This is a genomic window from Candidatus Viridilinea mediisalina, from assembly GCF_002532535.1.
GTDB lineage: Bacteria > Chloroflexota > Chloroflexia > Chloroflexales > Chloroflexaceae > Viridilinea > Viridilinea mediisalina.
In genome coordinates, this window is the sequence record NZ_NQWI01000014.1 from 52801 (window position 1) to 70917 (window position 18117).

An 18117-nucleotide genomic window follows, 5' to 3' on the forward strand; every position below is an offset into this window, starting at 1 on the left:
TTCTTCTGTTCTTCCGTTCTCCTATTCTTCCGTTCTTCTGTTCCTCTGTTCTCCTGCTAACGCTTCGTATACTGCGGTGCCTTACGCGCCCGCTTAAGGCCAGCCTTCTTGCGTTCCTTCATACGCGGATCGCGCGTCAAATAGCCAGCCTTCTTCAGCACTGCCCGCAACTCTGGATCAAGATCGAGCAGCGCCCGTGCCACCCCATGACGTACCGCCCCAGCCTGACTGTGAACCCCGCCGCCGCGCACCTTGATCAGCACGTTGAAGCTCTCAAGGTTCTCGGTAAGCGCCAACGGGCTGCGGATTTCATGCTGCAACAGATCGCGTGGGCCAAAATAGTCCTCGGGCTGCTTGCCATTTACCATCATCTCCCCATTGCCCGGGAAGAGGCGCACACGGGCTACGGCGGTCTTGCGCCGTCCGGTTCCCTGGTAGTAACGCTTTGCGTCCATATGTTTGGTTCTCTCCTTGAGATCGCTTGGGTGTTATCAAAATTAGGGTTTTTTCGGGGGCCATGCCCCCGCGCCCCCGCCGGAAGGAACGCTGCGAGGGCCATGCCCCCGCGCCCCCACCGGAAGGAACGCTGCGAGGGAACCAGGTTCCCTCGCGCACCCTTCCAGGCGGATGGGGCCATCCCCCCCTCTCCCACAACGTGGGAGAGGGGGCCAGGGGGTGAGGGCCATCTAAGGCATCCCCCCCATCCCCCCTACACCGCCTTCTTCGTCGCGTAGGGCGGCTTCCAAGGCTTGGGCTGCTGCGCCGCATGCGGGTGGTCGGGGCCAGCATAGATCCGCAACTTGCTCAACAAGCGACGCCCCATCCGATTTTTGGGCAGCATGCCCTTCACCGCAGTACGCAGAATGCGATCCGGGTGCTTGGCCAACATCATTTTGTAGGGCGTAGCCTTGATCCCGCCGGGATAGCCACTGTGACGGTAGTAGACCTTTTGATCGGCCTTCTTACCCATGATCTTAATCTTCTCACAATTGACCACGACAACAAAATCACCACCATCATTCGAGGGGGTGTAGGTTGGTTTATGCTTCCCGCGTAGCAACGTGGCGATCTGCGTCGAGAGACGCCCAAGCACCTCATCAGTCGCATCAACCACGTACCAGTCGCGCTCGATCTCCGAGGCTTTCTGATGGTAAGTCTTCATAATTCCTTCTCGGTCTGTTCGTTACTTATCTAACCTAGTGAAATCTTTTTCTTACGTATTGGCGGCTTCGCCGCCAATACGTAAGAAAAAAGGAACCTCTATTCCCAACATAACAGCGAAGCTGGATAATGGACTGCCGTAAGCGTCAAGCCATGGGCCGGAGCGGTGCGCCCTGCGGCTCTACGATCACGTCGTTCCAACACCTGGCGCAACTCTGCTGCGCTCATGCGTCCCCGCCCCACCTGCAAGATTGTGCCGACAATTACCCGAACCATGTGTTGCAGGAAAGCGTTCGCTGCAAGTTCAACCGCTAAGAGACGATGTCCGAGCAGTTCTAGCTCAGCCAGCCGCGCCCGATACAGAGTACGAACCGTACTCTTTTGGTGGGGCGACTGCACGGTAAACGCTGCAAAGTCGTGGGTGCCCTCCAGCAGGGGCAAAGCCTCCGCCATCGCCGCAACATCCAAACGCCCCTCGACATGCAGCGCCAAGTGGCGTAGCGTTGGCAACGCCACCGTACCAACATCCAACAGGTAGCGATACTCGCGCAGGATCGCACTATGACGGGCATGAAACTCGCTATCAACCTCGCGTGCAGCTAGGACGCGCACATCAGCAGGTAGCAGAGCGTTCATTCCGCGCACCACCGTGGTCAAGGGATGGCGCGTTGAGCCCCGCACGTTCGCCACTTGGCTATGAGCATGCACCCCGGCATCAGTGCGGCCCGCAAGGGTGAAGCGTCGTCGTTCTTGGTTCAACTCCTCCCATGCCGCCTCCAGAGCCCCCTGGATCGAACGCCCCTGGTTCTGCCACTGCGAGCCCACGAAGTCGGTGCCGTCATAGGCCAACAGTAGCGCAATGTTACGCATCAGATCAGCTCAATCACCGCCATCTCGGCCCCATCACCGAGGCGCGGGCCCAGCTTAGTAATCCGCGTGTAGCCCCCATTCCGCCCGCCGTAGTCCTGCGGGGCAAACGTAAAGAGCTTACGCATGGCAACTTTGCTGTTCAGCTTCGAGAGCGCCATCCGGCGGGCATGGGTCGTATCCTCGCGGGCAATCGTGATCAGCTTTTCAATCTCTGGCTGAACCGCCTTTGCCTTCGCAAGTGTCGTTGTAATCTTGCGGTGCTCAATCAACGCAATCATCAGATTGCGGTAGAGCGCTTTACGGTGCTCATACGAGCGACCGAGGAGTTTTCCAACGTGTCGGTGTCGCATAATTCGATCCTATCGGCAAGTTAGGGAACCCCTAAGCTACCGTTGCAAAAAGCTTGCACATCAAAACTAGATCACTCATCTTCCAAGGTCACGAGTGACTTGGGAATATACCCACGTTCGACCAAACGGTCGCGGATCTCTTCCATTGACTTTTGGCCCAAGTTACGCACAGAAAGCAACGCCTTCTCGTCCATCTGCAGCACCTGACCAACCTTCATAATATCGGCCCGCTTCAGACAGTTGTAGGTACGGGTTGAGAGATCAAGCTCCTCAATCGCCGTATCATAAACATCAGCAGGAATCGCAAAACCAGCGGGCGTAGCGATCTCATCGGGTTCAAAGGGCACACGGTTGAAATCGGCAACCGTCTGGCTATACTGCACCAACACATGGGCCGCATAGCCCAACGCATCCCCCGGCTTGATCGAGCCATCAGTCCACACCTCAACCAGAAGACGATCAAAGTCTGTTGCCTGACCAATGCGGGTATTCTCGACCTCGTAGTGTACCCGTGGCACTGGGGTGAACATGGCATCCACCGGAATCTCGCCTAACGGCAACGGGTCACGCTGATCCGCCGGCACATAGCCCTGCCCCTGCTCAATGGTCACCTCAACCTCCAAGCGCACCTCATCGTTCTCCAGGGTGCAGAGGTAGTGTTCAGGGTTGACCAATTCAACTCCAGCGGGCAAGTCTAGGGCCTGGGCCAGCACCGGCCCTGCACCATGGCACGAGAGCCGAGCCATGATCGGCGCTTCCAATGACATCCGCACCCGCAGCGCCTTCAAGTTCAGCATCAACTCAGTAACATCTTCTCTGACCCCCTCAAGGGGCGCAAATGGATCATAGACGCCTTCGATCTTGATTTTCGAGACCGCCGCGCCTGGGATCGACGAGAGCAGCACCCGCCTGAGCGCGTTGCCGAGCGTATGGCCATAGCCAGGGTCAAGCGGCTCTATCTTGAAGCGTCCATACTGCTCATCCGCCTCCAGAATTTCGATCTTGGGCATGGCGATGTCTAGCACCTCACGCCTCCCTATCAACAATTGCAGTCGGCAGATCCACCTATGGCCACGCCATACGCAGATCTTACCTACCGCTGGGCTTGTTTGGGGTTTTCTGAGAGGGCCAGTGCCCTCCCAGACCCACCTGTTAGCGGCTGTAGAACTCGACGATCAACTGTTCATTGATGCCTTGCTCGGCATCATCACGGCGCGGCAACGACACCACCGTGCCGGAGAGTTCAGCGGACGAGAGGCGCAGCCAATCGGGTGCCTGATAGCGATTCAGATCACCGCTATCTACAAGATTCTTGAAGTAGGTACGACGACGGCTCTCAGGACGCACCGCAATCACCTGACCCACCTTCAACGTATAGGAAGGGATGTTGGTCTTGCGACCATCCACAACAATATGACCATGCGCCACCAATTGGCGAGCTTGGGCACGGGTTGTTGCAAAACCCAAGCGATAGACCACATTATCAAGACGGCGCTCAAGCAGACTCAACATGTACTCACCCGTCACCCCACTACGCCGGGCGGCCTGCTCAAAGATGCGGCGGAACTGGCGCTCAAGGACGCCGTAGATATACTTCACCTTCTGCTTCTCAAGCAGTTGAAGTCCATAGTCAGAGACCTGGCGGCGGCGAGCCGAAGGCCCATGCTGACCAGGGGGGAAGGGGCGCTTCTGTAGAATGCGGTTGCCCTTCTCAGTAATGCCTATTCCTAAACGTCGGCTCACTTTGCCGACCGGGCCGGTATAACGCGCCATAGTACAACAATTCCTCTCTCAAAAACTACTACAAAAGACAGCTCATCGTACATCTGTCTTATACAACGAGGCGGGCGCAAAAAACTCCCTGATGGGCGCCAGAGCAACGCTTGCCTTCGGTACCACCTGGGGACGCCTCGTCATGGTAGGGCTTGGATTGAGTCCTTAGGATAAGGTTTCAGGACACTTTACCATTTGGTCTCGGACGGAGTGCCGACTTTAGTCGGCTGAGGTCGCAGGTAGCCATTGGATGCCGACTAATGGTGTTCCAGTAAATAATCCGCTAACCAGACCTCGCAGATCTGGCATATCTATCAGGTCTAGCCCGTGCCGCGACACCGGATTAATTTCTGGAAGACCATAAGTCGGCACTCCAACTATAAAGCTGAAAGGCTGTTTCCGAAACCATGCCCTTACACCCGACGACGCTTCGGCGGACGACAGCCATTGTGCGGGATGGGGGTCACATCGGTAATCGAAGAAACCTGCAATCCAGCCGACTGCAACGAACGAATCGCGGCCTCACGCCCCGAACCCGGCCCTTTCACAAAGACTTCAATCGAGCGCATGCCATTATCCATGGCCTTGCGTGCCGCCGTATCAGCCGTCACCTGGGCGGCATAGGGGGTACTCTTACGCGACCCCTTGAAACCTGACTGACCAGCACTTGCCCAGCAGACCACGGCCCCTTGTGGATCCGTAATCGTAACAATTGTATTGTTAAAGGTACTCAGCACATGGGCCTGGCCGCGTGGAATGTTTTTCCGCTCACGCCGCTTGCCACGCTGCCGACCCGAACTACCCTTTTGTGACTTTGGGGGCATTCCTCACTCCTCTTTCCTAGCTGCCTATGACGAACTACTTCTTAGCCTTCTTCTTAATGCCAATCGCCTGACCCTTACGTCCACGGCGGGTACGCGCATTGGTACGGGTACGCTGACCACGCACAGGCATGCCACGACGATGGCGCAGCCCACGATAGCAACCAATATCCATCAGGCGCTTGATATTGAGTTGCACTTCACGGCGCAGATCGCCCTCAACGCGATACTCGCGATCAACAATCTCACGAATACGCCCGACCTCTTCTTCGGTCAAGTCACGCACCCGCGAATCAGGACTCACATTTGCCTTACGCAGAATATCAGCCCCATTCGAGCGACCAACGCCATAAATGTAGGTAATCGAAATTCCTACCTTCTTATTGCGGGGGATGTCCACCCCAGCGATACGTGCCATGCAATTCCTCGTCTTTGTTATCTTTTGTTCCGTTTTAGCGGGCTTCGCCACCAAAACGGAACAACAATAGCTGCCTTAAAGAGAGGCTTCGCCTCTCCACCTAACCCTGACGCTGTTTATGCTTTGGTGTACGCGAGCAGATCACACGGATCACACCCTTACGTTTAATAACCTTGCAATATTCACAGCGGGGTTTCACCGAAGCGCGTACTTTCACGACACTCCTCCCCTAGTAATCTGTCATCTACTTGTAACGATAGGTAATGCGCCCCCGGGTGAGATCGTATGGTGATAGCTCTACCAACACCCGATCACCCTTCAAAATACGAATATAGTTCATACGCATCTTGCCCGAAATGTGGGCCAGTACCTCATGTCCGTTTTCTAACTCGACCCGGAACATCGCATTCGGCAATGGTTCCGTGATCGTACCCTCCATTTCGATCACATCCTTCTTTTTCGACATATCACTCCTTACGGCTATGCCGAGGTTGGAAGGTACTGGTTGAGCGCCTTCAGCATCATCTCAGTCACCCACATGATCTCGCGCTGACCGTCAATTTCATGCAAAATGCCCTGGCGCTGATAGTACTCAATCAGCGGCATCGTCTGACCAAAGTAGACGTCCAAGCGGTGTTGGGCCGTCTCTAGCGTGTCATCGCTACGCTGATAGAGTTCCCCGCCACAGGCATCACAAATTCCCGGCCTATGGGACGGGAAGTAATATCTATTATACGTTGCTCCACAAGTTTTGCAAGTCTGGCGACCACCAATGCGGCGCAACAGGACATCACTGGGTACACCCAGATAGAGTACCACGTCTATGCTGCTCTGCTGTTTGGCCAATGCCTCCTCAAGCGCAACGGCCTGCTCTTTGGTGCGCGGAAATCCGTCAAAGACGACGCCCTCAGCACAATCAGGAGCCTGAATGCGCTCAAGGATCATGTTGATGACCACTTCATCCGGCACCAATGCACCCCGATCCATATAGGACTTGGCCAGCATACCAAGTTCAGTGCCATCACGCAGTGCCGCCCGAAAGAGATCACCGCTCGCCACATGGGCTAACGAAGTTTGCTCTACAAGTACTTTAGCTTGCGTACCTTTTCCTGCTCCTGGAGGGCCAAGCAAAATGACGTTGGTACTCATCTGATACTCTCTTCTTGCTCTATCTGCTAACGCGAAAGGAAACCCTCGTAGTCACGCATCACCAACTGCGATTCGAGTTGGCGCATGGTATCAACCGCTACGCCTACCACAATCAGCAGGGCGGTGCTGCCCAGACCCAATTGCAAGCCGGTGATCGATTGGGTGATGAAGGGCAGAACGGCAATCAAACCCAGGAAGAGCGCCCCTGCAAGCGTAATGCGGTTCAGTACCTTCGTCAGATACTGCGCCGTTGTCTTGCCGGGCCGAATGCCTGGAATAAACCCACCATTACGCTGGAGATTCTCTGGGATGTCCTGCTGCTGGAAGAGTACCATTGTGTAGAAGTAGGTAAAGCCCACCGTCAGCAGGAAGAGCAGACTCATATAGACAAAACCGCCCCCTACGCCCGTAGGGTTGAAGGTGTTGAAGAAGAAGCCCGCAATCATATTCCCAATGCCCTCGGCACCCGGTTGGTAGAACCACGAGGCGACAATTCCAGGGAAGATGATCACGCTCTGAGCGAAGATGAGCGGAATCATGCCGGCCATATTGACCTTCATCGGAATGTGGCTGCTCTGACCGCCATAGACCTTGTTGCCACGCACGCGCTTGGCGTACTGAACAGGAATACGCCGCTGGCCCTCTTGGATCAACACGATCCCAACGATGGTCAGTAGGCCAATGGCAATGAAGCTGATGATGCCAATGAAGGTACCCAAGTCACCCGCTTGGCTGATCTGGAAACCCTGCACAATCAGGCCCGGCAAGCCCGATACAATTCCGCCGAAGATAATGACCGAAATGCCTTGACCAATACCGCGTTCATTGATCTGTTCACCTAACCAAACGAGGAACATCGTTCCAGCCACCATTGAGGTCAGGATGGTAAAGGTGGGCAAGAAATTACCAAAGAGATCAAAAGAGGAACGGAAGAGCGACTGAAAGGGATCATTCGTTGGGTTAACTGTCCGCTCAAGGGTCAAAGTCTGACCATACGCTTGCAGATAGGCCAACGGGATAGTCAGCCACATCTGGTAGCGATGAAGCCGGATGCGCCCCTGCTCACCCTCTTTGCGCAGTTCCTGCAACGCAGGGATGAGCGGCTGGAGCAATTGCATAATAATCGAGGCCGTGATGTAAGGGTAGACACCCATCGCGGCCACCGAGAAATTCTGTAGCGCCCCGCCCGCGAAGATGTTCAGCAACTGGGCCAACTGGTTACCGGCCAAGGCTTCGCGGAGCTGATCAAGTGCGCCGGGGTTAATATTGGGCACCGGAATGTGCGCGATCATGCGGAAGATCAGCAACATCCCCAAGGTAAAGAGGATGCGCCGCCGCAAATCGGGCAACTGGATGGCGCGAACAAGAGCCTGAAGCATCGTAGGTGATTCCTTAACATCATGAAGATTCCTGAGAGCGCCAAACACTCCCAGGAACCTGCCTCACAGAAGCTATTCAGCCTTGGCCTTGGCATTACGCATCGAAGGGTTGGGCCCGCGTGAACGCGAGTGGCGTTCAACCACCCAAGGCAACTCGACCACAGTTCCACCAGCGGCTTCGATCTTCTGGCGGGCACTAGCCGAAAACTTGTGGGCATGCACCGTGAGCGGTTGGGTCAACTCACCATCGCCAAGAATCTTGACCGGCATGCGCTTGTTACGCAGCAAACGACGCTCAAGCAGCGTCACGGGGGTGACATCAAGCGTAGCAGGCCAATCGGCCAGCCGTGCCAAGTTAAGCACTTCATATTCAACGCGAAAGATATTGGTAAAACCGCGCTTGAAGGGCATGCGCTTGACCAAACGATTCTGGCCACCCTCAAAGGTGCGGTAGGGGCCTGGGCCACGACGCGCCTTCTGGCCCATCATGCCCTTGCCTGAGGTCTTGCCCTTACCCGAACCATGGCCGCGCCCCAAGCGCTTACTCTTGCGTCGTGCGCCCGGATTAGAGCGCAGATCGTGGAGCTTCATGCCGTCACCTCATCAGCGACTTCCTCCACCTCAACCAAGTGCCTGACCCGAAAGATCATGCCCCTGATGGCGGGGTTGTCGTGCTTAATTACCGACTGGCCCAGGCGTCGAAAGCCCAGCGAGGCAATGGTAGCCTTCTGGTTACGGGCGTAGCCGATAACACTCTTCTTATAGGTAATGCGTAGCTTACTCATGCCTAAGCCTCCTCAGTGGGGGCGACGGGTTCTAGGGTTGTGGCCGGGCGGCGCATGCGACGCAGGTGCAACTCATGCGGCGTCATATCACGCCGTCGCGCCATTTCACCCAACGAGTTGAGTTCGCTGAGCGCTTGGAAGGCCGCTTTCACCACATTCACCGGGTTGTTGCTGCCATAGACCTTAGACAGCAGGTTTTTAATCCCAGCGGCTTCCACAACCGGACGCACACCACGGCCCGCGATCACCCCAGTACCAGGGGCAGCCGGGCGAATCATGACGCGCGTCGCCGAAAACTTGGCCAGCACATCATGCGGAATGGTGCCACCGACTAGCGGCACGCGGATCAGATTCTTCTTGGCGGCTTCAGTGCCCTTGCGGATGGCCTCAGGCACTTCGGCAGCCTTACCCATCCCGACACCGACGTGGCCCTTGCCGTCACCGACAACAACCACCGTGCTAAAACTAAAGCGACGTCCGCCCTTGACCACCTTCGAGACGCGGTTAATCTGTACCACGCGCTCTTCTAGTTCGAGGGCATCGGCGCTAATCCGTTCTCGTTTCACAGTCCCTCCAGGTTTTTCGATGTGGAATACCACATAACTCTGCTTGCTTGCGGGTTGGTGGTAAAACCATCAACCCGTAAGCAGAGGGTTTAGGGCGTAGCCCTAGAAGTTCAAACCAGCTTCGCGTGCGGCCTCAGCAAGGGCTTTGACCCGTCCATGATACTTGTAGCCACCGCGATCAAAGACAACTTTGGTGACACCGGCGGCTTGAGCACGTTCAGCGACCAAACGGCCAACCAGAGCTGCCTGCTCTGTCTTGAGCTTGGGAGCATCGGCGGGCCACCCCTTCTCATTGGTCGAAGCCGCAGCAAGGGTATGGCCCTGGACATCATCAATGACCTGGGCGTAGATATGGACATTGCTGCGGAAAACATTCAAACGCGGGCGCTCGGCGCTCCCACTGACCCGCTTGCGTAGGCGAAAATGGCGTCGAACCCGCAACTCACGGGGTGATCGTCGTCCCATCGTAATCTATCCTCAACGTAGTATGGCAGAGATGCCATCCCCTGCCACGATATACGAGTACAAAGCTACTTCGCCTTACCAGCCTTACCGGCCTTGCGACGAATCTTCTCTTCGGCGTACTTGACCCCCTTGCCCTTGTAGGGCTCCGGGGGACGCAGGCCCCTGATGCGGGCGGCCTCTTCACCAACAACCTGCTTGTCAATCCCGCGCACCAGCAGCGCCAACGGCTCATTGGCGCTCTTGCGCTCACCCACGACATACTGCACATCAGCAGGCGGGTCGAGGCGCACTTGGTGCGAAAAGCCAAGATTAAGGACAAGCGTTTGGCCCTCGAGTACGGCACGATAGCCAACGCCGTTGATCTCCAGGGCACGTTGCCAGCCCTCAGTAACGCCAACAACCATATTGTGCAGGAGCGTGCGGGTCAAGCCATGCAGCGACTTATGCAACTTACTATCGCTAGGGCGGATCACCGTAAGTTCGCCTTGCTCCTGAGCGATAATCATATCAGGATGCAACTGCTGGCTCAGTGTCCCTTTGGGGCCTTTAACGGTAACGAAGTTATCGTCAGTAATCGTAATCTGCACGCCCTTGGCCAGGACGACGGGTTTTTTACCAATACGCGACATAGCAGCCTCCCTGCCCTACCATACATAGCAGAGCACCTCGCCGCCCACATGCTCGCGCCACGCATCGTGGCCAGCAAGCACGCCCTTGGGCGTCGAGAGGATGCTCAGGCCCAGGCCACCGCGCACCCGGGGAATCTCATTCCGTCCGGTATAGATGCGCAGCCCCGGCTTACTGACACGGCGCAAGCCAGAGATGGCTGGCCGACGATCCGACATATACTTCAACGTGATCGAGATCGTGCTAAAGGGCTTACCCTCGACCAACGTATAGTCCCTAATAAAGCCCTCGCGCTTGAGGATCTCCGCGATGGACAGTTTCATTTTTGAAGCGGGGATATCAACGACACTCTTCCGCGCCATACAGGCATTGCGGATGCGCGTTAGCATATCACCGATAGGATCATTCACGCTCACAATGAGCCTCCTCACACACTGGTGGCCCGTTGGAAGGGCCGGCGCGTGCGTTCTATAGGGTTGTGCCTACCAGCTCGACTTCACTACACCAGGAATCATGCCTTTGAGGGCATTCTCTCTGAAGCAGATCCGGCACATGCCGAACTTACGCATATACGCCCGCGAGCGTCCGCAGACCTTACAGCGGTTGTACTCGCGCACCTTATACTTCTGCGGGCGGCTCGCTTTTACCATCAAAGAGGTCTTCGCCAAGGGTTTCCTCCCTAAATGTGTTGGGCTGGTAAGCCACTGCTCCTGGCCCAGACGAAAAGCCTACACGGCTCTAATCCCGAAACGGCATCCCGAGGCGCTTAAGCAGGGCATACGCCTGCTCATCGTCAGGTGCAGTCGTCACGATCACGACCTCGAGGCCGCGAAGTTTATCAATCTTGTCGTAGTCAATATCGGGAAAGACAATCTGCTCACGCAGACCAAGGCTATAGTTGCCCCGTCCATCAAACGAACGGCGGCTCAAGCCACGGAAATCACGGATACGGGGTAAAGCCAAATTGACCAAACGATCATAGAAATCGTACATACGCTCACCGCGCAGGGTCACCATTACCCCAATCGGCATACCTTCGCGCAATTTGAAGGAAGCGACCGAACGACGGGCTTTGGTAACCACTGGCTTCTGGCCAGTGATAATGGTCATGTCACCAACTGCTGCTTCAAGCGCCTTCGAGTTCTGAACTGCTTCACCGACACCGACATTCACGACGATCTTTTTGAGGCGCGGTGCCTGCATCACCGAAGTGAAATTGAACTCTTGCACCAGTGCAGGCACAACTTCCTGCAGATACTTTTCACGTAGACGGACTGGCATGGTTCTTCTCCAGGGGCTAGGAGGCGGCGCAAAGCCAAGACCCTCCGGCCCTGAGGGCTAGACTTATGACCAGCATAACAGGTAGAGCTACAAGCTACCCGAGCCGGTGCTACTTCTTCTTCGTCGTATCAGAAATGGTCGCATCACAGGCCTTGCAGAAACGCACCTTGCGCTGCCGGCCCTTATGGTCGGTCTCATCGAGAAAACGGTTGCCGGTACGCGAAGCGCGACCACAACTTGGGCAGATGAGCATCACATTGGAGACATCAAGCGGTGCTTCAATGTCAATGATGCCACCAGGTTTGCCACGGCCCCGCGGCTTCATGTGGCGTTTGGCGATATTCAGTCCTTCGACGACCACCCGGCGGGCACTTGGGATCGAGATCTTGATCTTACCCCGTCGGCCCTTATCCTTACCGGCAATCACCAGGACTTCGTCCCCAGTCTTGACGTGCATAGCTATTCCCTACTGGCGTAGTCGCCCGACGTGGGCACGACTCTACAGAACCTCAGGCGCAAGCGACACGATGCGCATAAACTGCTTTTCGCGCAGTTCACGCGCCACCGGGCCAAAGATGCGCGTACCCCGAGGGTTATTCTCTTTGCCGATAATGACAGCGGCGTTATCATCGAAGCGGATATGGGAACCATCGGGACGGCCATACTCTTTGGCAGTCCGAATGATCACCGCACGCACCACTTCGCCCTTCTTGACCGAACCACCCGGAGCGGCCTGCTTCACACTAGCGACAATAATGTCACCAACGCGACCATAGCGCACCACCGAGCCACCGAGGACACGAATGCACATGATCTCTTTGGCCCCGGTGTTATCGGCAACCTTCAAGCGTGTCTGGGGCTGGATCATAATCGTTACTCCTCGCCGCGCTGCATGATCTCGACCAGGCGCCAGCGTTTCAAACGGCTCAGCGGGCGGGTCTCTTCAATACGCACGACATCACCCACCTTGCAGGTATTCTCCTCATCGTGGGCGTGAAACTTACTCGTCTTACGGATAATCTTGCGGTAGAGCGGATGCGGCTTAAGGTAATCAACCGCAACCACAATGGTCTTGTCTGCCTTATCGCTCACCACACGCCCAACCTTTTGGGTTTTGCGTACGGTTGGCTGTTCAGCCTCTGTCATGGTTTTACTCCTGAGCCAGCGCACGCTCACGCAGGATCGTTTTGATCCGCGCAATATCTTTCTTCACCTGACGGGGGCGGGCGGTATTGTTCATACTGCCGGTCACTTTTTGAAAGCGCAGGTTGAACAACTCTTCGTAGCATCCCTGCAACTGTTCACGCAGCCCATCATCATCAAGGTTACGCAACTCACTCGCTGTCGCCACTACTCACCTCCGCATCCACATCATCACGCCCGATAATCTTGCACTGAATCGGCAGCTTCTGGGCAGCACGGCGTAGCGCCTCCATTGCCACCTCTTCACGGACGCCTGCCAACTCGAACAACACCCGTCCGGGCTTTACTACCGCGACCCAGTGGTCTACGCTACCCTTACCGCCACCCATGCGCGTCTCAGCGGGCTTCTGGGTTACGGGCTTATCGGGGAAAATTCTGATCCAGACCTTACCGCCACGCTTCACGTAGCCCGTGATGGTACGGCGGGCGGCCTCAATCTGGCGACTCGTAATCCAGACCGGCTCAAGGGCCATGAGGCCATATTCACCAAAAGCGACGCTATTGCCGCGATAGGAGAGGCCCTCGCTACGGCCCTTCTGCATCTTACGATACTTGGTGCGCTTAGGAAGAAGCATGATCTCCTCTCCTTGGGCGACGTTCGCCGCGTTCGCCGCGTTCGCCGCGTTCTGGCGCAGCTACCTGCTGCTCCACCTGAGCCTTCCCAAGTTGGTCGGGGAAGACTTCACCCTTATAAATCCAGACCTTCACGCCGATGCGACCGTAGGTGGTATGGGCATGAACGGTGGCATAATCAATATCAGCACGGAGGGTATGGCGCGGCACGCGGCCATCGCTCTCGCTCTGGATGCGCGACATCTCGGCCCCACCGAGGCGCCCGGAACACTTAATCCGCACCCCCTGAGCCCCCAGGCGCATCGCACGCTGGACACCCTGCTTCATCGCGCGCTTATAGCTCACACGCTTGTTGATCTGTTCAGCGATACTCTCAGCGACCAACTGGGCATCAAGCTCAGGCTGATGGATCTCTTGGATATTGAGCTTAATCTTCTTGCCAGTGCGCTTTTCGAGCGCAACCTTGAGATTATCAACATTGGCACCGCGCTTGCCAATCACGATGCCGGGCTTTGCGGTATAGACCGTCACCTCGATCTTATTGGCCGAGCGCTCGATTTCAATCCGCGAAACCCCTGCGTTGGCCAATTCCTTCGCGATCAGCTTGCGAAGGGCCAGATCCTCGTGCAACTGGTTGGTATAGGACTCACGCTCGGCAAACCACTTCGACTGCCAATCTTTGATGTAGCCGAGGCGAAAGCCAATCGGATGAACTTTGCGTCCCAAAAGAGTGCCTCCTCAATAACGTGGCAGCCTAATACTCTTCGCCATCGTCTACGACCACGGTGATATGGGTAGTGGGCTTACGAATACGGTTTGCCATCCCACGGGCGCGGGGCATAAAGCGCTTCAGCACCGGCCCCTGGTCGGCATAGATACGCTTGATAAAGAGCGTCTTGCGATCAAGGTCAAAGTTATTCTCAGCATTAGCCGCTGCCGATTTAATCGTGCGGGCCACCTCACGGGCAGCCTTCTGGGGCATATAGGTGAGGGTGGAGAGCGCCTTGCCAACGGGCATGCCACGCACAACATCCATCACCAAGCGCACCTTGAGTGGTGAAATACGCACATAGCGCGTAACAGCTTTTACTTCCATTGCCGTTTCTTACTGTAATTCGAGGGAGGTTGCAAGGGAAGCAGCTTCCCTCGCGCACCCTGCCCATTCTGGCTGGCCAAACTCACTTCATCTTACCGCGCTTATCGGCCTTTTTACCCCCGTGGCCTCGGAAGAGGCGCGTGGGTGCAAACTCACCGAGCTTATGGCCAACCATATTTTCGGTGATATAGACAGGCACATGACGGCGACCATCATGCACAGCAATGGTATGGCCAATCATCTGCGGGAAGATGGTCGAGTCCCGCGACCATGTGCGTAACACACGCTTCTCATTGCCGCGATTCATATTCTCGACGCGCTCGAGCAACTTGATATCAACGTACGGTCCCTTCTTGGACGAACGGGACATAGCTTCTAGCCTCCTGAAGATACGTAGCTTAGGCGATAGGCGGTATCCGCAAGGGATTTACTGCCTACCGCCCGGCGGGGCGCTCGCAGGCCCACCAAGCTAGGGCTTGCGCCGACGGACAATGAAGCGGTCACTACGCTTGTTGTTGCGCGTCTTGACACCGCGAGCGGGCTTACCCCACTTGGTCTTGGGGGTACTCATACCGATAGGCGCACGGCCTTCACCACCACCGTGGGGATGGTCGCGCGGATTCATGACGGTACCGCGCACAGTGGGGCGACGACCGAGCCAGCGCGAGCGGCCTGCCTTGCCAATACGCACGTTCTGATGATCCGGATTGCTCACCTGGCCAATAGTGGCCATGCAGCGAATATGGATCTGACGCATCTCACCAGAGGGCATACGCAGAGTCGCATAGTCACCCTCTTTGGCCATCAACTGAGCCGAAGTTCCGGCGCTGCGCACCAGCACCCCCCCACGCCCAATTTCAAGCTCAACATTGTGGATCTGGGTACCAAGGGGGATGGCACTGAGCGGCATGGCGTTCCCGACGCGAATATCGGCCTCGGGGCCATTGCCGACCACATCACCGACCTTAAGGCCCACAGGCGCAATAATGTAGCGCTTTTCACCATCGGCATAGGCGACGAGGGCGATGCGCGCCGAGCGATTGGGATCGTACTCAAGCGCCTGCACCTTACCTGGAACGCCGAATTTATTGCGCTTGAAGTCAATAATGCGATAGAAGCGCTTGTGACCACCACCACGGTGGCGCGTCGTAATGCGGCCCCGATTGTTACGCCCAGCATGCTTGCGAAGCGGCTCAATCAGGCGCGACTCAGGTCGCTTCTTGGTCAATTCATCAAAGGTGGAAACCGACATATTGCGTCGGCCCGCCGAAGTTGGTTTGTACTTACGAACACCCATGGCATACTCCGTTTAGGGAATGGTTACGCTATCCGATTAGCTCTCGAAGATCCCGATCGTATCACCGGGGGCAAGCGTAACGATTGCCTTCTTCCAATCGCGCTGGTAGCCGGTCTCGCGACCGCGGCGCTTCAGCTTGCCACGGACGTTCATGGTATGCACCTTTTCGACCGAAACATTGAAGATGTACTCAACCGCCCGCTTAATCTCAGGTTTGCTGGCACTCCGCAGCACCTCAAACGAATACTTATTTTCTTGCATCAAGGCAGTATTCTTCTCGGTGATCAAGGGGCGCACGATAATCTCATAGGGCGTAGGCATCGGGCTACTCCTCCTCACTGCTTGGTGCGGGGGCACCGTTCCCCAAGATGCCCTCAATCACCCCAAGGGCAGCCTGAGGCATCACGATGTGGTCGTGGTGCAAGAGATCGCGCACATTCAGGTAGCTCGCCAGCAGCGTCTTGACCTTGGGCAAATTGTTGGCCGAACGCTGGACAATCTGGTTCTGCTCGCTCTTGCTATCCACAACAATCAGGGTCTTGCCCGCAATCCCCAACGCGGCCAAAAGGGCCACAGCGTCCTTCGTGCGGGGGCGCTCGAAGGTGATACTATCGAGAAAGTGGATCTGTTGGGCGGCGTACTTGGCCGAGAGGGCCGAACGAACCGCAAGGCGGCGCATCTTACGCGGCATACTGACGCGGTAGGAACGGGGATGCGGGCCGTGGGCCACACCACCACCCATGCGGTGCGGTGCCCGCACGCGGCCCTGACGCGAACGTCCAGTCCCCTTCTGGCGGTAGAGCTTGCGCGAACTACCCTTCACTTCACCACGACCGCGCGTATTGTGGGTACCCAAGCGCGCATTGGACGCCTGCATGAGTACATACTGGTGCATGACCGAGACATTCGGCTCGATGCCGAAGATATAGTCGTTGAGCTCGATCATCCCGACCTGCTCACCTTGTTGATTTAAAAGTGTTGCCTGCATATCTTTCTTCCCCTAGCCCTTGACCGCCTTGCGGATCTGCACGAGGCCGTTACGGGCACCGGGGACGGAGCCCTTTACCAGAATCAAGTTCTTCTCAGGCAGCACCTCGACAACCTCTAGGTTCTGCACGGTGACGCGCTTGCCCCCCATCCGTCCGGCCATCTTCTGGCCCTTCCAGACCCGGCCCGGTGCGGTACCGGCCCCAATCGAACCAGGCGCACGGTGGCGGTCACTCTGGCCGTGCGTCTTGGGGCCACCACGGAAGCCGTGGCGCTTGACCACACCTGCGAAGCCGCGACCCTTGGAGTTGGCCGAGACATCTACCTTTTGGCCAGCGGCAAAGAGATCCGCGTTGATGACATCACCAACCGTATGCTCCTGAGGGTTATCGGCGCTAAATTCACGCAGAATGCGTACCAGCGTCCCGGCCCCCTTGAGGTGACCTTGCTGGGGTTTGGTCAGCTTACGAGCCGGTACCTGCTCAAAGCCGAGCTGTACCGCATCGTAACCATCACGCTCCGCAACGCGCACCTGGGTCACAACACAGGGTCCGGCGTTAATCACCGTGACCGGCACGACTTCACCTTTGGGGGTAAAGACCTGCATCATGCCCACTTTGCGGCCTAACATACCATGTACCATACTGTTACCTCCGCAGCTTACGTGATCACGCAGCGGCTGCTTTTTCAAATTTTCGTTCACTCCGACTTTTTTGTGCCAACGAGCTTTACTTTTAAGGTAATGTGCGAGTGCCTAACGGTCCGCTCTTCACGGGGCGCTCACGGGGAGGCTGAAGGAAAAAATCTACAGCTTAATCTCAATATCCACCCCGGCGGGCAGATTGAGCTTCATAAGGGCGTTAATGGTCTGTTGGCTCGGGTCAAGCACATCAATAAGCCGTTTGTGGGTACGAATTTCGAACTGTTCCTGAGAGTTCTTATCGATGAAGGGGGAGCGTACAACGCTATACTTCTCGATCTTGGTCGGCAAGGGCACTGGTCCGGCAACGAGTGCGCCAGTACGCTCGGCGGCATCAACAATCTGGCGCGCCGACTGGTCGAGGATTTTGTGATCATACGCTTTGAGGCGTATACGCACTTTCTGCTTGGCCATGAGTTTTCCTCTAAAGGGCTGGTTTCGCTACGCGATAATCTATGATCGGGCGGGGGCGGTTGGCGGTTGCGCCGCCCCCTCTTCCAGCGGGGTTCGAGGAGGTACAGCCTCCCCGCCCGCATGCCTACTCAACAATCTTGGTCACAACTCCAGAGCCGACGGTGCGACCACCTTCGCGGATGGCGAAGCGCAAGCCCTCTTC

General features: G+C 56.5%; 34 protein-coding genes. All 34 read right to left on the minus strand.

Going from position 1 to position 18117, the window contains the following annotated elements; translation table 11 throughout:
• Window positions 1–56 precede the first annotated feature (56 nt).
• Window positions 57–455 carry a 30S ribosomal protein S9 gene (gene rpsI, locus CJ255_RS04945; protein ID WP_097642983.1) on the minus strand — a complete coding sequence of 133 codons (399 nt, stop codon included), beginning with the start codon at window positions 453–455 and terminating at the stop codon, window positions 57–59.
• 254 nt (window positions 456–709) lie between these two features.
• Window positions 710–1162, minus strand: a complete 453-nt coding sequence (gene rplM / locus CJ255_RS04950) for a 50S ribosomal protein L13 (protein ID WP_097642984.1) — start codon at window positions 1160–1162, stop codon at window positions 710–712.
• A gap of 98 nt (window positions 1163–1260) precedes the next feature.
• Complete coding sequence (gene truA, locus CJ255_RS04955; protein ID WP_097642985.1) at window positions 1261–2031, minus strand: tRNA pseudouridine(38-40) synthase TruA; 771 nt, start codon at window positions 2029–2031, stop codon at window positions 1261–1263.
• Window positions 2031–2381 carry a 50S ribosomal protein L17 gene (gene rplQ / locus CJ255_RS04960; protein WP_097642986.1) on the minus strand — a complete coding sequence of 117 codons (351 nt, stop codon included), beginning with the start codon at window positions 2379–2381 and terminating at the stop codon, window positions 2031–2033. Before rplQ ends, truA begins: the two co-directional genes overlap by 1 nt.
• Window positions 2382–2452: 71 nt before the next feature.
• The gene (locus tag CJ255_RS04965) at window positions 2453–3406 is read right to left on the minus strand and encodes a DNA-directed RNA polymerase subunit alpha (protein WP_097642987.1); all 954 of its coding nucleotides are present in this window, start codon (window positions 3404–3406) and stop codon (window positions 2453–2455) included.
• A 127-nt stretch (window positions 3407–3533) separates the two neighbouring features.
• Window positions 3534–4154, minus strand: coding sequence for a 30S ribosomal protein S4 (rpsD, locus tag CJ255_RS04970; RefSeq protein ID WP_097642988.1), 621 nt, complete (start codon window positions 4152–4154; stop codon window positions 3534–3536).
• Window positions 4155–4567: 413 nt separating this feature from the next.
• The gene (gene rpsK, locus CJ255_RS04975; protein ID WP_097642989.1) at window positions 4568–4978 is read right to left on the minus strand and encodes a 30S ribosomal protein S11; all 411 of its coding nucleotides are present in this window, start codon (window positions 4976–4978) and stop codon (window positions 4568–4570) included.
• 34 nt (window positions 4979–5012) lie between these two features.
• On the minus strand, window positions 5013–5393 hold the full coding sequence (gene rpsM / locus CJ255_RS04980; RefSeq protein ID WP_097642990.1) for a 30S ribosomal protein S13: 381 nt from the start codon (window positions 5391–5393) through the stop codon (window positions 5013–5015).
• 100 nt (window positions 5394–5493) lie between these two features.
• Complete coding sequence (gene rpmJ, locus CJ255_RS04985; RefSeq protein WP_012258254.1) at window positions 5494–5610, minus strand: 50S ribosomal protein L36; 117 nt, start codon at window positions 5608–5610, stop codon at window positions 5494–5496.
• A gap of 27 nt (window positions 5611–5637) precedes the next feature.
• Window positions 5638–5859 carry a translation initiation factor IF-1 gene (infA, locus tag CJ255_RS04990; RefSeq protein WP_044199231.1) on the minus strand — a complete coding sequence of 74 codons (222 nt, stop codon included), beginning with the start codon at window positions 5857–5859 and terminating at the stop codon, window positions 5638–5640.
• Between the two features lie 14 nt (window positions 5860–5873).
• Entirely contained in the window at window positions 5874–6542 is a 669-nt protein-coding gene (locus tag CJ255_RS04995; RefSeq protein WP_097642991.1) for an adenylate kinase, read from the minus strand.
• Between the two features lie 26 nt (window positions 6543–6568).
• Complete coding sequence (gene secY / locus CJ255_RS05000) at window positions 6569–7921, minus strand: preprotein translocase subunit SecY (RefSeq protein ID WP_097642992.1); 1353 nt, start codon at window positions 7919–7921, stop codon at window positions 6569–6571.
• A gap of 72 nt (window positions 7922–7993) precedes the next feature.
• Window positions 7994–8512: a 50S ribosomal protein L15 gene (rplO, locus tag CJ255_RS05005; RefSeq protein WP_097642993.1), complete on the minus strand. Its 519-nt coding sequence runs from the start codon at window positions 8510–8512 to the stop codon at window positions 7994–7996.
• Window positions 8509–8706, minus strand: a complete 198-nt coding sequence (rpmD, locus tag CJ255_RS05010) for a 50S ribosomal protein L30 (RefSeq protein ID WP_097642994.1) — start codon at window positions 8704–8706, stop codon at window positions 8509–8511. The genes rplO and rpmD overlap by 4 nt, the downstream gene beginning before the upstream one ends.
• A gap of 2 nt (window positions 8707–8708) precedes the next feature.
• Window positions 8709–9272 (minus strand): 30S ribosomal protein S5, encoded by a 564-nt coding sequence (gene rpsE, locus CJ255_RS05015; RefSeq protein ID WP_097642995.1) that lies wholly within the window; start codon window positions 9270–9272, stop codon window positions 8709–8711.
• A gap of 102 nt (window positions 9273–9374) precedes the next feature.
• Window positions 9375–9737 (minus strand): 50S ribosomal protein L18, encoded by a 363-nt coding sequence (gene rplR / locus CJ255_RS05020; RefSeq protein ID WP_097642996.1) that lies wholly within the window; start codon window positions 9735–9737, stop codon window positions 9375–9377.
• Between the two features lie 65 nt (window positions 9738–9802).
• Window positions 9803–10366: a 50S ribosomal protein L6 gene (gene rplF, locus CJ255_RS05025; protein ID WP_097642997.1), complete on the minus strand. Its 564-nt coding sequence runs from the start codon at window positions 10364–10366 to the stop codon at window positions 9803–9805.
• A gap of 15 nt (window positions 10367–10381) precedes the next feature.
• Window positions 10382–10780: a 30S ribosomal protein S8 gene (rpsH, locus tag CJ255_RS05030; RefSeq protein ID WP_097642998.1), complete on the minus strand. Its 399-nt coding sequence runs from the start codon at window positions 10778–10780 to the stop codon at window positions 10382–10384.
• Window positions 10781–10846: 66 nt separating this feature from the next.
• Window positions 10847–11032 carry a type Z 30S ribosomal protein S14 gene (locus tag CJ255_RS05035; RefSeq protein WP_097642999.1) on the minus strand — a complete coding sequence of 62 codons (186 nt, stop codon included), beginning with the start codon at window positions 11030–11032 and terminating at the stop codon, window positions 10847–10849.
• Window positions 11033–11102: 70 nt separating this feature from the next.
• The gene (rplE, locus tag CJ255_RS05040) at window positions 11103–11645 is read right to left on the minus strand and encodes a 50S ribosomal protein L5 (RefSeq protein WP_097643000.1); all 543 of its coding nucleotides are present in this window, start codon (window positions 11643–11645) and stop codon (window positions 11103–11105) included.
• 109 nt (window positions 11646–11754) lie between these two features.
• Window positions 11755–12102 carry a 50S ribosomal protein L24 gene (rplX, locus tag CJ255_RS05045; RefSeq protein ID WP_097643001.1) on the minus strand — a complete coding sequence of 116 codons (348 nt, stop codon included), beginning with the start codon at window positions 12100–12102 and terminating at the stop codon, window positions 11755–11757.
• 42 nt (window positions 12103–12144) lie between these two features.
• Window positions 12145–12513 (minus strand): 50S ribosomal protein L14, encoded by a 369-nt coding sequence (rplN, locus tag CJ255_RS05050; RefSeq protein ID WP_097643002.1) that lies wholly within the window; start codon window positions 12511–12513, stop codon window positions 12145–12147.
• A 5-nt stretch (window positions 12514–12518) separates the two neighbouring features.
• Complete coding sequence (gene rpsQ / locus CJ255_RS05055) at window positions 12519–12791, minus strand: 30S ribosomal protein S17 (RefSeq protein WP_097643003.1); 273 nt, start codon at window positions 12789–12791, stop codon at window positions 12519–12521.
• Between the two features lie 4 nt (window positions 12792–12795).
• The gene (gene rpmC, locus CJ255_RS05060) at window positions 12796–12996 is read right to left on the minus strand and encodes a 50S ribosomal protein L29 (protein ID WP_097643004.1); all 201 of its coding nucleotides are present in this window, start codon (window positions 12994–12996) and stop codon (window positions 12796–12798) included.
• Complete coding sequence (gene rplP, locus CJ255_RS05065; protein ID WP_097643005.1) at window positions 12980–13423, minus strand: 50S ribosomal protein L16; 444 nt, start codon at window positions 13421–13423, stop codon at window positions 12980–12982. The genes rpmC and rplP overlap by 17 nt, the downstream gene beginning before the upstream one ends.
• The gene (gene rpsC, locus CJ255_RS05070; RefSeq protein ID WP_097643006.1) at window positions 13410–14147 is read right to left on the minus strand and encodes a 30S ribosomal protein S3; all 738 of its coding nucleotides are present in this window, start codon (window positions 14145–14147) and stop codon (window positions 13410–13412) included. The genes rplP and rpsC overlap by 14 nt, the downstream gene beginning before the upstream one ends.
• 28 nt (window positions 14148–14175) lie before the next feature.
• Window positions 14176–14517 (minus strand): 50S ribosomal protein L22, encoded by a 342-nt coding sequence (gene rplV / locus CJ255_RS05075; protein ID WP_097643007.1) that lies wholly within the window; start codon window positions 14515–14517, stop codon window positions 14176–14178.
• A gap of 82 nt (window positions 14518–14599) precedes the next feature.
• Window positions 14600–14887: a 30S ribosomal protein S19 gene (rpsS, locus tag CJ255_RS05080; RefSeq protein WP_097643008.1), complete on the minus strand. Its 288-nt coding sequence runs from the start codon at window positions 14885–14887 to the stop codon at window positions 14600–14602.
• A 99-nt stretch (window positions 14888–14986) separates the two neighbouring features.
• Window positions 14987–15814 carry a 50S ribosomal protein L2 gene (gene rplB / locus CJ255_RS05085; protein ID WP_097643009.1) on the minus strand — a complete coding sequence of 276 codons (828 nt, stop codon included), beginning with the start codon at window positions 15812–15814 and terminating at the stop codon, window positions 14987–14989.
• A 36-nt stretch (window positions 15815–15850) separates the two neighbouring features.
• On the minus strand, window positions 15851–16135 hold the full coding sequence (gene rplW / locus CJ255_RS05090) for a 50S ribosomal protein L23 (RefSeq protein ID WP_097643010.1): 285 nt from the start codon (window positions 16133–16135) through the stop codon (window positions 15851–15853).
• A gap of 4 nt (window positions 16136–16139) precedes the next feature.
• Window positions 16140–16802, minus strand: a complete 663-nt coding sequence (rplD, locus tag CJ255_RS05095) for a 50S ribosomal protein L4 (RefSeq protein ID WP_097643011.1) — start codon at window positions 16800–16802, stop codon at window positions 16140–16142.
• A 12-nt stretch (window positions 16803–16814) separates the two neighbouring features.
• Window positions 16815–17444 (minus strand): 50S ribosomal protein L3, encoded by a 630-nt coding sequence (rplC, locus tag CJ255_RS05100; protein WP_097643012.1) that lies wholly within the window; start codon window positions 17442–17444, stop codon window positions 16815–16817.
• Window positions 17445–17606: 162 nt separating this feature from the next.
• Complete coding sequence (gene rpsJ / locus CJ255_RS05105) at window positions 17607–17915, minus strand: 30S ribosomal protein S10 (protein WP_097643013.1); 309 nt, start codon at window positions 17913–17915, stop codon at window positions 17607–17609.
• Between the two features lie 124 nt (window positions 17916–18039).
• Window positions 18040–18117 (minus strand): EF-Tu C-terminal domain-related protein (locus CJ255_RS24810; protein WP_217352402.1); only part of this gene is annotated, 78 nt, incomplete at its 5' end.

Bases quoted from the DNA above. Each gene is read 5' to 3' on its own strand.
- rpsI (WP_097642983.1), bottom strand. From the start codon at position 455: ATGGACGCAAAGCGTTACTACCAGGGAACCGGACGGCGCAAGACCGCC.
- rplM (WP_097642984.1), bottom strand. From the start codon at position 1,162: ATGAAGACTTACCATCAGAAAGCCTCGGAGATCGAGCGCGACTGGTAC.
- truA (WP_097642985.1), bottom strand. From the start codon at position 2,031: ATGCGTAACATTGCGCTACTGTTGGCCTATGACGGCACCGACTTCGTG.
- rplQ (WP_097642986.1), bottom strand. From the start codon at position 2,381: ATGCGACACCGACACGTTGGAAAACTCCTCGGTCGCTCGTATGAGCAC.
- rpsD (WP_097642988.1), bottom strand. From the start codon at position 4,154: ATGGCGCGTTATACCGGCCCGGTCGGCAAAGTGAGCCGACGTTTAGGA.
- rpsK (WP_097642989.1), bottom strand. From the start codon at position 4,978: ATGCCCCCAAAGTCACAAAAGGGTAGTTCGGGTCGGCAGCGTGGCAAG.
- rpsM (WP_097642990.1), bottom strand. From the start codon at position 5,393: ATGGCACGTATCGCTGGGGTGGACATCCCCCGCAATAAGAAGGTAGGA.
- infA (WP_044199231.1), bottom strand. From the start codon at position 5,859: ATGTCGAAAAAGAAGGATGTGATCGAAATGGAGGGTACGATCACGGAA.
- CJ255_RS04995 (WP_097642991.1), bottom strand. From the start codon at position 6,542: ATGAGTACCAACGTCATTTTGCTTGGCCCTCCAGGAGCAGGAAAAGGT.
- secY (WP_097642992.1), bottom strand. From the start codon at position 7,921: ATGCTTCAGGCTCTTGTTCGCGCCATCCAGTTGCCCGATTTGCGGCGG.
- rplO (WP_097642993.1), bottom strand. From the start codon at position 8,512: ATGAAGCTCCACGATCTGCGCTCTAATCCGGGCGCACGACGCAAGAGT.
- rpmD (WP_097642994.1), bottom strand. From the start codon at position 8,706: ATGAGTAAGCTACGCATTACCTATAAGAAGAGTGTTATCGGCTACGCC.
- rplR (WP_097642996.1), bottom strand. From the start codon at position 9,737: ATGGGACGACGATCACCCCGTGAGTTGCGGGTTCGACGCCATTTTCGC.
- rplF (WP_097642997.1), bottom strand. From the start codon at position 10,366: ATGTCGCGTATTGGTAAAAAACCCGTCGTCCTGGCCAAGGGCGTGCAG.
- rplE (WP_097643000.1), bottom strand. From the start codon at position 11,645: ATGCCAGTCCGTCTACGTGAAAAGTATCTGCAGGAAGTTGTGCCTGCA.
- rplX (WP_097643001.1), bottom strand. From the start codon at position 12,102: ATGCACGTCAAGACTGGGGACGAAGTCCTGGTGATTGCCGGTAAGGAT.
- rplN (WP_097643002.1), bottom strand. From the start codon at position 12,513: ATGATCCAGCCCCAGACACGCTTGAAGGTTGCCGATAACACCGGGGCC.
- rpsQ (WP_097643003.1), bottom strand. From the start codon at position 12,791: ATGACAGAGGCTGAACAGCCAACCGTACGCAAAACCCAAAAGGTTGGG.
- rplP (WP_097643005.1), bottom strand. From the start codon at position 13,423: ATGCTTCTTCCTAAGCGCACCAAGTATCGTAAGATGCAGAAGGGCCGT.
- rplV (WP_097643007.1), bottom strand. From the start codon at position 14,517: ATGGAAGTAAAAGCTGTTACGCGCTATGTGCGTATTTCACCACTCAAG.
- rpsS (WP_097643008.1), bottom strand. From the start codon at position 14,887: ATGTCCCGTTCGTCCAAGAAGGGACCGTACGTTGATATCAAGTTGCTC.
- rplB (WP_097643009.1), bottom strand. From the start codon at position 15,814: ATGGGTGTTCGTAAGTACAAACCAACTTCGGCGGGCCGACGCAATATG.
- rplW (WP_097643010.1), bottom strand. From the start codon at position 16,135: ATGCCTACGCCCTATGAGATTATCGTGCGCCCCTTGATCACCGAGAAG.
- rplD (WP_097643011.1), bottom strand. From the start codon at position 16,802: ATGCAGGCAACACTTTTAAATCAACAAGGTGAGCAGGTCGGGATGATC.
- rplC (WP_097643012.1), bottom strand. From the start codon at position 17,444: ATGGTACATGGTATGTTAGGCCGCAAAGTGGGCATGATGCAGGTCTTT.
- rpsJ (WP_097643013.1), bottom strand. From the start codon at position 17,915: ATGGCCAAGCAGAAAGTGCGTATACGCCTCAAAGCGTATGATCACAAA.